Below are 12,605 nucleotides of genomic sequence, written 5' to 3' on the forward strand. Positions count from 1 at the left end.
GGGCGCGACGAAAAGCGCGCCCCTCGTTCTCAGCTCACATTCAAGCGATCGAGCAAGCTGTACCACGCCACGCCCGCGCCGATGTAGAACCGTTGCAATCCATGCAAGGGTAGTCGCTGCAGCGGGGTTACCGGATAGGAAAAGTCCGAGCGGCTGTCACATAAACGTCCCGCCAGTTGCTGGCCCAGGCTGGTGCACAACGCAATCCCGCGTCCATTGCAGCCCAAGGCCAGGGTCAGCCCCGGCGCAGGTTCGTGAACGTGGGGCATAAAGTCCCGGGTGATCGCGATCCGTCCCGCCCAGCGATACTCGAAGTCCAGCTTGCCCAGCTGCGGAAACAGCAGCGCCAGCGAGCGCTCCAGGTGCGCAAAATCTGCGGGACCGGTGGGGTCGTTGAACAACCCGCGCCCACCCATCAGCAGGCGACCGTGGGCGTCCTTGCGAAAGTACAGCAGCAGGCGTTGGGCGGTTGAGACGGTTTCCTGCCCGGGCAAAATGCTGTCTGCCGCAGGCCCGTTCAATGGCCGGGTGGCGACGATAAAACTGTTGGCCGCCAGCACGCTCTGGGCCATGCCGGGCCACAAGTCGCCGCTGTAGCCATTGGTAGCCAATACCACCTGGCCTGCCGACACCTGTGCGCCGCTGGCGGTCTGCAACTTCCAGCCGGCGCCCGCCTGTTGCATCGCGGTCACTGCGCTTTGTCCGTGAATGCGCACCCCCACCGCCTGCGCAGCGCGCACCAGCCCGCGTGCATAGGCCAGCGGTTGAATGGCCCCGGCGCGGCCGTCCAGCCAGCCACCGGCAAACGCCTGGCTGCCCATGCGAGAGGACACTGCGTTGGCATCCAGGCGCTGCACCGGTACCCCGCGTCGCTCCCACTGTTCGGCCCGGGCATGCAGGCCTGCCACGCCTTTTTCCGAATAGGAAACCTGCATCCAGCCCTTGCGTGTGGGCGCGCAGTCGATTCCATGGCGCTGGATCAGGTTGAACACCAGGTCGGCCGAGTTGGACACGGTATGGATCAGCGGCTCGGCGCGCGCGGCGCCGTACATCTGCACCAGTTGATCCGGGTCGTATTTGAGTGTCGGGTTGACCTGCCCGCCATTGCGCCCGGACGCGCCCCAGCCGGGTTCGTTGGCTTCCAGCACGCACACGCTCACGCCGCGCTCCGCCAGGTGCAGGGCCGTGGACAAACCGGTGTACCCGGCACCGACGATGGCCACGTCGACCTTGATGGATTCCGCCAACGCGGGCGTCGGCGGGGCGGCAGGTGCTGTCGCTGCCCAGAGTGACTTCATGACAGGCTCCGGGTGTTGGCCGTCGGGTGCAGCACGCGGCGCAGGAAGTCCTGGGTACGCGGCTGTTGCGGGTTGCCCAGCACTTGCTCCGCTGGCCCGCTCTCCACGATGTAGCCACCGTGCAGGAAGCACACGCGGTCGGCCACTTCCCGGGCAAAGCCCATTTCGTGGGTCACCACGATCATGGTCATGCCTTCATTGGCCAGGGTGCGCATTACCTCCAGCACGTCGCCCACCAGTTCCGGGTCGAGGGCCGAGGTGGGCTCGTCGAACAGCATCGCATCGGGCTTCATCGCCAGCGCACGGGCGATGGCGACACGTTGCTGCTGGCCGCCGGAGAGTTGCTCCGGGTAGGCATCGGCCTTGGCCGACAGGCCGACTTTATCCAGCAGCGCCAAGGCCTCTTCTCGCGCCTGTTTCAGCGGTTCGCGTTTGACGTACACCGGGCCTTCCATCACGTTTTCCAGCACGGTGCGATGGGGGAACAGGTTGAAGCGCTGGAACACCATGCCCATGCGGCTGCGCAGGGCGTGCACGGTCTTGCTGCCACGTTGCACGGTCTCGCCGAACACGTTGATGGTGCCGCCGTCGTAGGCTTCGAGGGCGTTGATGCAGCGCAGCAAGGTGGACTTGCCCGAGCCGGACGGGCCGATCAGGCACACCACTTCGCCCTTGGCCACGTCCAGGTCAACGCCGTGCAGCACACGATGGGTGCCGTAGTGTTTTTGCAGTTGGCGAATCTCGATCATGCTTTTTTCCTCCGGCCCAGGTGCTGTTCCATGCGGCGCAGGCCATACACCAGTGGCAGGCTCATCAGCAGGTAGAGCAGGGCGACCAGGGTGTAGACGGTCATGTTCTGGAAGGTGGACGAGGCGATCAGTTGGCCCTGGCGCGTCATCTCGGCCACGGTGATGGTCGACACCAGGGATGAGTCCTTGAGCATCATCACCAGGGTGTTGCCGTAAGGCGGCAGGGCGATGCGAAAGGCCTGGGGCAGGATCACCCGGCGCATCATCAGCACCGCGCGCATCCCCAGGGCTTCGGCGGCTTCACGCTGGCCTTGCTCCACGGCGATGATGCCGGTGCGGAAGTTCTCCGCCTGGTACGCCGAATAGGCGATGCCCATGCCGATCACACCCGCCTGGAACGCGCTGAGGTGCACGCCCATGTCCGGCAACACGAAGTAGATGTAGAACAGCTGCACGATGATCGGCAGGCCGCGAATCACGTTGATCACGGTGCTCGCCGCCCACGACAGCGCCTTGATCGGCGACAGCTTGAGCAGCGCCAGCACCAGGCCGATGGCGCTGCTGAGCAGGAACGACAGCACGGTAATCTGGATCGTCACCCACGCGCCTTGCAGCAGGATCGGCAGGAAGTCCTGGGCGTTCTGCAGGAATTCAGCCGGGTTCATGGCTGCACCTGGGCATCAAGCCCCCACTTCTTCAGGATCGCCTCCAGGGTACCGTCAGCCTTGATGCTGGCGATGGCCTGGTTCAGGCGTGCGAGGGTTTCGCTGTCGCCCTTGCGCACCACCAGGCACACCTCGCCGACGTTGACCGGCTTGTAGTCGGCCGCGAGCTTCACGCCTTTGAAAAGCTTCTGGCGGATCTGGTACGCCACCACCGGCTGGTCGCCCACGGCGGCCTTGATACGGCCCAGGCTCAGGTCCCGCACCATTTCACCGATGGAGTCGTAGGTGCGGATTTCCTTGAAGATGCCCAGCTTGTTGAGCATGTCGTAGAAGATCGTGCCGGCTTGCACGCCGACCACCTGGTCTTTCAGGGAGCTGAGATCGGGATAGGCCGCGTTGTCGTCGGCGCTGACGATCAGGCCTTCGCCGTAGGCGTACACCGGGGCGCTGAAGTCGACGACTTTGGTGCGCTCTTCGGTCTTGAGCATGCCGGCGGCGATGAAGTCGAGCTTGCCGGAGGTCAGCGAAGGAATCAGCGCGGCAAAGTTGGTCTGCTCGATTTCGCTGGTGAAACCGCCGGCCTTGCCCACGGCATTGGCGACATCGACCATCACGCCCTGGATGCTGTTGCTCTTGATGTCGAGGAAGGTAAACGGTGAGCCGCTGGCCGTTGCACCGACTTTGTACGAGGCTGCACCGGCGGCGTGCACGGTTGCCACGCAAAAGGTGGCGCAGAGGCCAAAAGCGAGGCGGCGAAACAAGGGCGAAAGACTGTTCATCAGGTTACTCCAGAAGGAAAACGGATCGTCAGTACCGCAAGCGGCTGGAGAGGAAACCGCAAGCTCTGTGCCATTTCGATTCAATAAAATCGTTTAGTGGTATAGAAAATCGATAAAATGAACCATTCGTATCGATATGCGATTTTTAGTGGTCGGATTTCGCGCTTTGGTGTAGAAATATCGCCACGCTTGATCGACCTGACCGCGAGTCCGCCATGTCTGAAGAACGCAACAGCTTGCACAACCAATCCCTGGAAAAAGGCCTGTCGGTGCTCAAGGCATTCAGCGCACAGCGCCGCAGCATGAGCCTTGCAGAGGTGGCGGAGGCTGCCGGCATGACCAAAAGTTCGGCCCAGCGCATGGTGTTTACTCTGGAGAGCCTGGGTTACCTTCGGAAACACTCGCGCACCCGTCATTACCAACTCACCCCCCGGGTGCTGGAGTTGGGCTTCAGTTATCTGGATGCGCATTCGCTGATTGAACTGGCCAACCCGTTCTTGTCGGAATTGACTCGCCTGACCGGAGAAACCTCGTGCCTGACGGAGCCTGCGGGTTACGACATGACGTACATCGCGCGCTTCGTCAGCTCAGGCTTTGTGCCGGTGCACATGCCGATTGGCTCGCGGGTGCCGATGTACTGCACGGCGTCGGGCCGGGCGTATTTGAGTGCGTTGCCGCAGGATGAGGCGTTGGCGTTGATCGAGCACAGCCAGCGGGTGGCGCATACCAGCCAGACGTTGACGGACGTCGACAGGATCATGGAGTCGTTGCAGCAGGTGCGCGAGCAGGGCTATGCGGTGAATGGGCAGGAGCTGTTCCTGGGGGACATGACCATCGGCGCGCCGGTGCTGGGGGCGAATGGCCGGCCGGTGGCGGCGGTGCATGTGGTGGCGCCCACCAGTCGCTGGAGCCGGGCGGATGCCGAGAAGCAGCTGGCGCCGGCGTTGTTGCAGTGTTCAAGGGCGTTGAGTAATTCGGCGCGCAATCTTGAATAGAAGTGAACACCGTCAGTGTGGGAGCTGGCTTGCCTGCGATAGCGGCGTGTCAGGCAATATAACCTGCACTGACCCACCGCTATCGCAGGCAAGCCAGCTCCCACATTTGATTTTCATTGGGTTTGAGGTTTGGGTTGGCCCCAACAAAAAATGCGCCCCTTCGGGCGCATTTTTTTGTGCGGTCAGCTATCGCCTGTCAGGCAATCGCATCCCAGGCACGGTCACCGTTCTCGTCTTTGATCCGAGTCGGCAAGCCCATCACGTCCAGCGCTTTGAGGAACGGCTCAGCCGGCAGTTCCTCGACGTTGGCCATGTGCTTCACATCCCACTCGCCACGGGCAACCAGCAGCGCTGCGGCTACAGGCGGAACGCCGGCGGTGTAGGAGATGCCCTGGCTGTCGGTCTCGGCGAAGGCTTCTTCGTGACAGGCCACGTTGTAGATGAACAGCTCGCGTGGCTGGCCATCCTTGGTGCCCTTGACCAGGTCGCCGATGCAGGTCTTGCCGGTGTAGCCCGGTGCCAGCGACGACGGGTCAGGCAGCACGGCCTTGACCAGTTTCAGCGGCACGACTTCCAGGCCTTCGGCGGTAGTGACCGGTTTTTCGGAGAGCAGGCCGAGGTTTTTCAGCACGGTGAACACGTTGATGTAGTGTTCGCCGAAGCTCATCCAGAAACGCACGTTGGGCACGTCGAGGTTTTTCGACAGCGAGTGCACTTCATCGTGGCCGGTCAGGTACAGGTTCTGCGAACCGACCACAGGCAGGTCGTCGGTACGTTTGACTTCGAACATGGTGTTGCTGGTCCACTGGCTGTTCTGCCAGCTCCACACCTGTCCGGTGAATTCGCGGAAGTTGATTTCCGGGTCGAAATTGGTGGCGAAATATTTGCCGTGGGAGCCGGCATTGACGTCGAGAATGTCGATCGAATCAATGCGGTCGAAATGCTTTTGTTGCGCCAGCGCTGCATAAGCGTTGACCACACCCGGGTCGAAGCCCACGCCAAGAATGGCCGTGATGTTCTTCTGTTTGCACTCTTCCAGGTGGTTCCATTCGTAGTTGCCGTACCACGGCGGGGTCTCGCAGACCTTGCCCGGCTCTTCGTGGATGGCGGTGTCGAGGTACGCCACGCCCGTGTCGATGCAGGCACGCAGTACCGACATGTTGAGGAACGCGGAACCGACGTTGATGACGATCTGCGATTCGGTCTCGCGGATCAGAGCCTTGGTCGCTTCCACGTCCAGAGCGTTCAGCGCGAAGGCCTGGATGTCGGCGGGTACCTTGAGGCTACCCTTGGCCTTGACGCTTGCGATGATGGCCTGGCATTTGGAGATGTTGCGCGACGCGATAGCAATACGACCGAGTTCGTCGTTGTGCTGCGCGCACTTGTGGGCCACCACCTTGGCGACACCTCCTGCACCAATGATAAGAACGTTCTTTTTCAATTGCTTTATCTCTCCTTTATCTGTCCGCTTTACGAAAGGCTGGACAGGTAGTCGTCGTAACCAAATTCACGAACCACTTCGACTGTACCGTCGAGTTGTTTCACTACGATGGACGGCATTTTCAGGCCGTTGAACCAGTTTTTCTTGACCATGGTGTAGCCTGCCGTGTCGATGAACGACAGTCGATCGCCGATGGCCAGCGGCTGATCAAATTGGTATTCGCCGAAGATGTCCCCGGCCAGGCACGACTTGCCGCACACCATGTAGGTGTGTTCGCCACTGCTTGGCGCCAGCTTGGCGTTCAGGCGATAGATCAGCAGGTCCAGCAGGTGGGCTTCGATGGAGCTGTCTACCACGGCGAGGTTCTTGCCGTTGTAGAGGGTGTCGAGCACGGTCACTTCCAGGGAGGCGCTGTTGGTGATCGCCGCTTCGCCGGGTTCCAGGTACACCTGCACGTCGTACTTCTGCGAGAACGCCTTGAGGCGCTGGCAGAAGGCGTCGATGGCATAGCCTTCACCGGTGAAGTGGATGCCGCCGCCGAGGCTGACCCAGTTGACCTTGTGCAGCAGTGCGCCGAAGCGTTCTTCGATGGTGTTGAGCATCTGGTCGAACAGGTTGAAGTCACCGTTCTCGCAGTTGTTGTGGAACATGAAGCCGGAGATCTGCTCGATCACGCCTTCGATCTTCACCGGGTCCCATTCGCCCAGGCGGCTGAACGGGCGCGCCGGGTCGGCCAGCAGGTAGTCGGAGCTGCTCACTTGCGGGTTGACGCGCAGGCCGCGGGTCTTGCCTTCGCTGCGCTCGGCAAAGCGCTGCAGTTGGCTGATGGAGTTGAAGATGATCTTGTCGCAGTTATCCAGCATCTCTTCGACTTCATCGTCGGCCCAGGCCACGCTGTAGGCGTGGGCTTCACCTTCGAACTTCTGGCGACCCAGCTTGAGCTCGTACAGCGACGACGAGGTGGTGCCGTCCATGTATTCCTGCATCAGGTCGAACACCGACCAGGTAGCGAAACACTTGAGGGCCAGCAGAGCCTTGGCGCCGGACTGTTCGCGCACGTAGGCGATCTTCTGCATGTTGACCAGAAGCTTCTGTTTGTCGATGAGGTAGTACGGCGTTTTGATCATTTTCAGAGCCTGCGGCGGTGCCTGCCAAAAAAGGACACGCATTGTGCCCGCACTTGGGACAGATCGAAAGGTTAGTCAGCGGAATTTGCGCGCCCGGTTATAAGCTGACCTGTGAATATGACAGCCTGTGGGTATGATGAGCCGCATTGGATACGGATCCCGGCTTTGGCGACGAGAGGTGAGAATGGACGCATGGACACTATTTGCTCGCCAGTTTTCGCAGCGGCTCCCTGCGTCGGCATGTGGTGCATGAAGTGCATCATTGCCTGCGCATGGCGGGCCCGGGTTATGGCTGGACGCTGGGAGAGGCCATGGTCAGCGAAGGGCTGGCCGGGCAGTTTGTGCGGCGGGTGCTGAGCAGTGAGCCGGAGCTGTGGGAGAGGGCGCTTGCACCCGAGGAGCTGCTGAGTTCACCGGTAGAGTTCCAGCTTCTGGAGGCCACGTATTACGACCACAGCGAATGGTTCTTCGGCACCGGGACGCGGCCGAGGTGGCTGGGGTACACGTTGGGGTATCAGATGGTGGAAGCCTGGCTGGCAACGCTGGGTGAGGTGGACGCTGCCACGTGGGTCAACGTGCCCGCGCAAGACATACTCGCCAACGCCGCCAAAAAGGGGCTGGTGGCCTGACCATCCAGCAACATCGGTCCCCTGTGGGAGCTGTCGAGCTTTAGCGAGGCTGCGATGGCGGCGGCACATTCAATAGAAGTGTCGCCTGACCCACCGCTATCGCAGCCTCGCTAAAGCTCGACAGCTCCTACATGAGATGTTCAGCGAACTCCCAAACCCCGCCCACGCTGACATCAAACCGTCATCTCCCCATCGCCTGACTGCCACATTCCCCCGTTACTGTCCTCGCCAATGAGATCGATCTCAAGCGAGTGACAATGACTGATTTGAAAGACGTAGCCCGGTTGGCCGGCGTATCCCGCGCCACCGCCGCCCGGACCTTTGCTTCCCCCGAGCAGGTACGCCCGGCCACCCGCGAGCAGGTCTTCGCCGCCGCCCGCGAGCTGGGCTTTCGGCCCAACCTGCTGGGCCGCCAACTGCGGCTGCAAACCACCAACCTGATCGGCGTGGTGGTGCCCAACCTGCTTAACCCGGTGTTCGCCGAGCAGTTCCAGGCCATGGAGCGCGCGGCACGCCTGCGTGGCTATAACCTGTTGCTGGCGACCACCGACTACAGCGCCGAGCGCGAAAGCAGCGTGGTGGAAGAGCTGCTGCGCCAGCGCGTCGACGGCCTGGTGCTGACCGTCACCGACGCCGAAAGCAACAGCGTGCTCCACAGCCTGGCCACGGAAGAAACGCCGTTCGTGCTGGCCTACCACCAACCCGACAACCCCAACTACAGCGCCGTCTCGGTGGACAACCGCGCCGGCATGGCCCTCGCTACCCGTTATCTGCTGGAAGCGGGCCATCGCCGCATCGCCATGGTCGCCGGCCCTGCGTTGCAGTCCGACCGGGCGCGCCTGCGTTATGCCGGGTATTGCGATGCCATGGGCGAGTACGGCCTTGATAGCCAATCGGTGATCGAAATGCCGGCCCATACCCAAGCCGAGTTCGCTGCCGTCGAGCCCTTTTTGCAAGGCCCGCAGGCACCCACGGCGCTGGTCTGCTCCAACGATTTTCTCGCCATCAGCCTGATCGCCGAACTGCGCCGGCACGCCTGGAATGTGCCCGAGCAACTTTCGGTGATGGGGTTTGACGGCATTTCCCTGGGCACCCAGATGCACCCGACGTTGTGCAGCGTGGTGCAGCCCATCGCGCTTTTGGCCAGCACCGTGATCGACCAACTGCTGGCGCAGATCGCCGGCAACGCCCCGGTTTCCCATTGCCTGCCGTGCCATATCCGGCCGGGCGAAAGCACCCAACCCCATAAAGGAGACGCTTGATGAGCATGCTCAGTAAAACCCTGGCGGCATTGCTGCTGTGCGGCGCGGCCAGCCTGGCCCAGGCCGCCGACACCGCGATTTGCTACAACTGCCCGCCAGACTGGGCGGACTGGGGCACGCAACTCAAGGCCATCGCCGCGAGCACTGGCGTGCAGGTGCCGCTGGACAACAAGAACTCCGGCCAGTCCCTGGCGCAGTTGGTGGCCGAGAAAGCCGCGCCGGTGGCCGATGTCGTCTACTACGGCGTGACGTTCGGCCTGCAAGCGCAGAAGGCTGCGGTGGTGGAGGGCTATAAACCCAAAGGCTGGGAACAGATTCCCGCCGGCCTGAAAGACCCTGACGGCCAGTGGTTCGCGATTCACTCCGGCACCCTGGGCATCATGGTCAACGTCGACGCCCTGGGTGGCCTGCCGGTGCCGCAAAGCTGGGCCGACCTGCTCAAGCCTGAGTACAAAGGCATGGTCGGCTACCTCGACCCTTCCAGCGCCTTCGTCGGCTACGTCTCTGCGGTGGCGATCAACCGCGCCATGGGCGGCGACCTCGACAACTTCGCCCCGGCCATCGACTACTTCCAGAAGCTCTCGAAAAACGCCCCCATCGTGCCCAAGCAAACCGCCTACGCACGGGTGCTTTCCGGCGAGTTGCCGATCTTGGTGGACTACGACTTCAACGCCTACCGCGCCCGCTACAAGGACAACGCCAACGTGGCCTTCGTGATTCCCAGGGAAGGCAGCATCAGCGTGCCGTACGTGATGAGCCTGGTGGCGAACGCGCCGCATCGTGCCAATGGTGAAAAGGTCCTGGATTTCGTGCTGTCCGATCAAGGCCAGGCACTCTGGGCCAAGGCCTACCTGCGCCCGGTGCGGCCGGTGAAGATGCCGGCGGACGTCGCCGCGCAGTTTCTGCCGGACAGCGACTATGCCCGGGCCGGCGTGGTGGATTACCAGAAAATGGCCGCTGTGCAGGAAGCCTTCGCCGCGCGCTACCTGAGTGAGGTCAAGTAAGTGAAGGCACTTTTGCGGCCAAATCCCGCCTGGGCGCTGGCCCCGGCGTTTGCGGTGCTGCTCGCCTTCTGGCTGTTGCCGTTGGCGCACCTGCTGGTGCTGGGGGGCGAAAGCCGTGACAGCAACGGCAGCGGTTACTGGCAGGTCCTGAGCAGCGCGCAATACCTGGGCAGCCTGGCGCAAACCTGCGTGCTCGCGGTGCTGGTGACGTTGGCGGCGCTGCTGGTGGGCGGCATCGCCGGTGTGTTTCTCGCCCGCCAGCAATTCTTCGGGCGTTCGGCGCTGGTGGCGCTGCTGACGTTTCCCCTGGCGTTCCCCGGTGTGGTGGTGGGCTTCCTGGTGATCCTGCTGGCGGGCCGCCAGGGCTTGTTTGCCGCCCTGGGATTGCAGTTGGCCGGCGAGCGCTGGATCTTTGCCTATTCCCTGGCAGGGCTGTTTGTCGGCTACCTGTACTTCTCGATTCCACGGGTGATCCTCACGGTGATGGCGGCGTGTGAAAGCCTCGACCGCAGCCTGGAGGAAGCCGCCCATTCACTGGGTGCCGGGCATTGGCGGGTGGTGTGCGATGTGATCGTGCCGGGCCTGGCGCCGGCGTTGGCCTCGTGCGGGGCGATCTGTTTTGCCACGTCCATGGGCGCCTTCGGCACCGCGTTCACCCTGGGCACGCGGCTGAACGTGACGCCCGTCGCCATCTATAACGTGTTCACCAACTACGCCAATTTTGCCGTGGCGGCCGCGCTCTCGGTGGTGCTCGGTGCGGTGACCTGGGCCGTGCTGTTGCTCACGCGGCGCCTGGTGAAAAACGCGGGGACGGTCCTGTGAAGCGCTCATCGCTGTTTGTCATCCAACTGTTGTTTACCTTGCTGGTCTGCGCCTTCATGTTGGTGCCGGTATTGATGTCATTGCTGGCGGGGCTGACGCGCAATTTCTTCGTCGGCCTGTCCAGCGGCCTGACCTTCGACTGGTTGATCCAGGTGTGGCAGGCCTACTCGCCGACGGTCTGGCTCTCGCTGCAATTGGCCCTGGCCTGCGCGGTATGCGTCTGCGTGATCGGCGTGCCGGCGGCGTACGCTTTGGTGCGCATGAACAACCGCTTCAGCCGCGCCTTCGAGGAATTGATGGTGCTGCCGGTGGCCATGCCCGGCCTGGCCAGTGCCCTGGCGTTGTTGCTGACCTACGGCCAGTTCGGCGGGTTTCGCAGCAGTTGGCTGTTCATCCTGGTGGGGCATGTGTTGTTCACCCTGCCGTTCCTGGTGCGCCCGGTGATGGCGGTGATGCAACGCCAGCAACTGCCGGTGCTGGAAGAGGCGGCGGCCAGTCTGGGTGCGGGGCCGATCAAGCGCTTTTTCAGCGTGGTGGTGCCCAACTGCCGGGCGGGGATTCTCGCCGGCGTGCTGATGGTCGTCACCTTGAGCCTGGGTGAGTTCAACCTGACCTGGATGCTCCACACGCCGATGACCAAGACCTTGCCTGTGGGCCTCGCCGACAGCTACGCCTCGGCGCGCCTGGAAATCGCCAGCGCCTACACCCTTATCTTTTTGCTGATGATCGTGCCGCTGCTGATTGCGTTGCAGGCCATCAGCGCTCGTCTGTCCCGTGGAGAGCGTCGATGACCGCTATCACCATTCGCCTGAAGGGTTGCCGCAAGGCATTCGCCGACGGCACCGTTGCCGTGCAGAACCTCGACCTGACCATCGAGGGCGGCGAAACCCTGGCCATTCTCGGCCCCTCCGGTTGCGGCAAGACCACCACGTTGCGCTTGATCGCCGGCCTTGAACGTCCCGATGTGGGCCAGGTTTTTTTCGGTGACAGCGACGTCACCCGCCTGCCCATCGAGCGGCGTGACGTGGGCATGGTGTTCCAGAACTATGCGTTGTTTCCCAACCTGGATGTGGCCGGCAACATCGTTTATGGCTTGAAGATTCGCGGCATCGCGCCGGCGCAGCGCAACAAGCGCTGTGACGAACTACTGGAGCTGGTGGGCCTGCAGAATCATGGCAAGCGCAGCATCCATGAACTGTCCGGCGGCCAGCGCCAGCGTGTGGCACTGGCCCGCGCGTTGGCGCCTCGCCCCAAAGTGCTGTTGCTGGACGAACCGCTGGCCGCCCTCGACGCACAGTTGCGTGAGCGTCTGCGCAGCGAGCTGGATCAGCTGTTGCGCGGCCTGGGCATCACCTCGGTGTTCGTCACCCACGACCAGGGCGAAGCCATGGCCCTGGGGGATCGCATCCTGGTGATGGAGCAGGGGCGTATCGCGCAACTGGCCAGCCCGCGAGAGATCTACCAGCAGCCGGCCAATGCGTTTGTCGCAGGCTTCGTGGGCAACCTGAATGCCTTTTCGGTGATCGATCGCACCGCCCATGGCCTGACGGTGTGCGGCGGCGAACTGCCGTGGCACGAACCCCATCTGCCGACCACCGTGTACTGCCGCCCCGAGCACCTGCGGGTGATGGAGAGCGAAGGGCACCTGCACGGGCACCTGCTGGCGCAGTTTTTCCAGGGCGCGCAAAGCCGTCTGCTGGTGGACGTCGGCGGCCCGCAACCGCTGCTGGTGGACAGCAACGATAACCAACTCCACGCCGTCGGCGCGCCGATTGCCCTGGCCATCGCCCCACACAAGCTGTTCACCCTGCATGCCTGACTTCAGAGAGCCTAT

General features: G+C 62.7%; 13 protein-coding genes. 7 read left to right on the forward strand and 6 right to left on the reverse strand.

What is annotated here, in order from left to right; genetic code table 11:
- Nucleotides 1-29: 29 nt before the first annotated feature.
- The 4 genes from HX875_RS27790 to HX875_RS27805 are packed head-to-tail and all read right to left on the reverse strand — an operon-like array spanning nucleotide 30 to nucleotide 3,491.
- Nucleotides 30-1,298 (reverse strand): NAD(P)/FAD-dependent oxidoreductase, encoded by a 1,269-nt coding sequence (locus tag HX875_RS27790; RefSeq protein ID WP_177047602.1) that lies wholly within the window; start codon nucleotides 1,296-1,298, stop codon nucleotides 30-32.
- Nucleotides 1,295-2,047 carry an amino acid ABC transporter ATP-binding protein gene (locus HX875_RS27795; protein WP_177047604.1) on the reverse strand — a complete coding sequence of 251 codons (753 nt, stop codon included), beginning with the start codon at nucleotides 2,045-2,047 and terminating at the stop codon, nucleotides 1,295-1,297. Before HX875_RS27795 ends, HX875_RS27790 begins: the two co-directional genes overlap by 4 nt.
- Nucleotides 2,044-2,712, reverse strand: coding sequence for an ectoine/hydroxyectoine ABC transporter permease subunit EhuD (ehuD, locus tag HX875_RS27800; protein WP_177047606.1), 669 nt, complete (start codon nucleotides 2,710-2,712; stop codon nucleotides 2,044-2,046). Before ehuD ends, HX875_RS27795 begins: the two co-directional genes overlap by 4 nt.
- Nucleotides 2,709-3,491, reverse strand: a complete 783-nt coding sequence (locus HX875_RS27805) for an ABC transporter substrate-binding protein (protein ID WP_177047608.1) — start codon at nucleotides 3,489-3,491, stop codon at nucleotides 2,709-2,711. Before HX875_RS27805 ends, ehuD begins: the two co-directional genes overlap by 4 nt.
- 215 nt (nucleotides 3,492-3,706) lie before the next feature.
- Between HX875_RS27805 and HX875_RS27810 the strand changes: the two genes are divergently transcribed.
- On the forward strand, nucleotides 3,707-4,486 hold the full coding sequence (locus HX875_RS27810; RefSeq protein ID WP_177047610.1) for an IclR family transcriptional regulator: 780 nt from the start codon (nucleotides 3,707-3,709) through the stop codon (nucleotides 4,484-4,486).
- Between the two features lie 196 nt (nucleotides 4,487-4,682).
- On the opposite strand, the gene HX875_RS27815 is transcribed toward HX875_RS27810, so the two are convergent.
- Both HX875_RS27815 and HX875_RS27820 read right to left on the reverse strand, forming a co-directional pair.
- Nucleotides 4,683-5,927: a saccharopine dehydrogenase family protein gene (locus tag HX875_RS27815; RefSeq protein WP_177047612.1), complete on the reverse strand. Its 1,245-nt coding sequence runs from the start codon at nucleotides 5,925-5,927 to the stop codon at nucleotides 4,683-4,685.
- Nucleotides 5,928-5,956: 29 nt separating this feature from the next.
- On the reverse strand, nucleotides 5,957-7,054 hold the full coding sequence (locus HX875_RS27820) for a carboxynorspermidine decarboxylase (protein WP_177047613.1): 1,098 nt from the start codon (nucleotides 7,052-7,054) through the stop codon (nucleotides 5,957-5,959).
- Between the two features lie 203 nt (nucleotides 7,055-7,257).
- Here HX875_RS27820 and HX875_RS27825 point away from each other — a divergent pair, with 203 nt between their 5' ends.
- The 6 genes from HX875_RS27825 to HX875_RS27850 all read left to right on the forward strand — a co-directional run bounded on the left by HX875_RS27825 (nucleotide 7,258) and on the right by HX875_RS27850 (nucleotide 12,590).
- Nucleotides 7,258-7,683: a DUF2268 domain-containing putative Zn-dependent protease gene (locus HX875_RS27825; protein ID WP_177047615.1), complete on the forward strand. Its 426-nt coding sequence runs from the start codon at nucleotides 7,258-7,260 to the stop codon at nucleotides 7,681-7,683.
- A 257-nt stretch (nucleotides 7,684-7,940) separates the two neighbouring features.
- Nucleotides 7,941-8,945, forward strand: coding sequence for a LacI family DNA-binding transcriptional regulator (locus HX875_RS27830; protein ID WP_177047617.1), 1,005 nt, complete (start codon nucleotides 7,941-7,943; stop codon nucleotides 8,943-8,945).
- Nucleotides 8,945-9,949 carry an ABC transporter substrate-binding protein gene (locus tag HX875_RS27835; protein ID WP_177047619.1) on the forward strand — a complete coding sequence of 335 codons (1,005 nt, stop codon included), beginning with the start codon at nucleotides 8,945-8,947 and terminating at the stop codon, nucleotides 9,947-9,949. Before HX875_RS27830 ends, HX875_RS27835 begins: the two co-directional genes overlap by 1 nt.
- Complete coding sequence (locus tag HX875_RS27840) at nucleotides 9,950-10,771, forward strand: ABC transporter permease (RefSeq protein ID WP_177047621.1); 822 nt, start codon at nucleotides 9,950-9,952, stop codon at nucleotides 10,769-10,771.
- Nucleotides 10,768-11,562 carry an ABC transporter permease gene (locus HX875_RS27845; RefSeq protein ID WP_177047623.1) on the forward strand — a complete coding sequence of 265 codons (795 nt, stop codon included), beginning with the start codon at nucleotides 10,768-10,770 and terminating at the stop codon, nucleotides 11,560-11,562. Before HX875_RS27840 ends, HX875_RS27845 begins: the two co-directional genes overlap by 4 nt.
- The gene (locus HX875_RS27850; RefSeq protein ID WP_177047626.1) at nucleotides 11,559-12,590 is read left to right on the forward strand and encodes an ABC transporter ATP-binding protein; all 1,032 of its coding nucleotides are present in this window, start codon (nucleotides 11,559-11,561) and stop codon (nucleotides 12,588-12,590) included. Before HX875_RS27845 ends, HX875_RS27850 begins: the two co-directional genes overlap by 4 nt.
- Nucleotides 12,591-12,605 lie beyond the last annotated feature (15 nt).

It is taken from the genome of Pseudomonas yamanorum (assembly GCF_013386765.1).
GTDB lineage: Bacteria > Pseudomonadota > Gammaproteobacteria > Pseudomonadales > Pseudomonadaceae > Aquipseudomonas > Aquipseudomonas yamanorum_A.

Excerpts from the sequence above, each read along its gene's own strand:
- HX875_RS27835 (WP_177047619.1), top strand. The coding sequence starts at position 8,945 with ATGAGCATGCTCAGTAAAACCCTGGCGGCATTGCTGCTGTGCGGCGCG.
- HX875_RS27830 (WP_177047617.1), top strand. The coding sequence starts at position 7,941 with ATGACTGATTTGAAAGACGTAGCCCGGTTGGCCGGCGTATCCCGCGCC.
- ehuD (WP_177047606.1), bottom strand. The coding sequence starts at position 2,712 with ATGAACCCGGCTGAATTCCTGCAGAACGCCCAGGACTTCCTGCCGATC.
- HX875_RS27810 (WP_177047610.1), top strand. The coding sequence starts at position 3,707 with ATGTCTGAAGAACGCAACAGCTTGCACAACCAATCCCTGGAAAAAGGC.
- HX875_RS27805 (WP_177047608.1), bottom strand. The coding sequence starts at position 3,491 with ATGAACAGTCTTTCGCCCTTGTTTCGCCGCCTCGCTTTTGGCCTCTGC.
- HX875_RS27850 (WP_177047626.1), top strand. The coding sequence starts at position 11,559 with ATGACCGCTATCACCATTCGCCTGAAGGGTTGCCGCAAGGCATTCGCC.
- HX875_RS27790 (WP_177047602.1), bottom strand. The coding sequence starts at position 1,298 with ATGAAGTCACTCTGGGCAGCGACAGCACCTGCCGCCCCGCCGACGCCC.
- HX875_RS27795 (WP_177047604.1), bottom strand. The coding sequence starts at position 2,047 with ATGATCGAGATTCGCCAACTGCAAAAACACTACGGCACCCATCGTGTG.
- HX875_RS27820 (WP_177047613.1), bottom strand. The coding sequence starts at position 7,054 with ATGATCAAAACGCCGTACTACCTCATCGACAAACAGAAGCTTCTGGTC.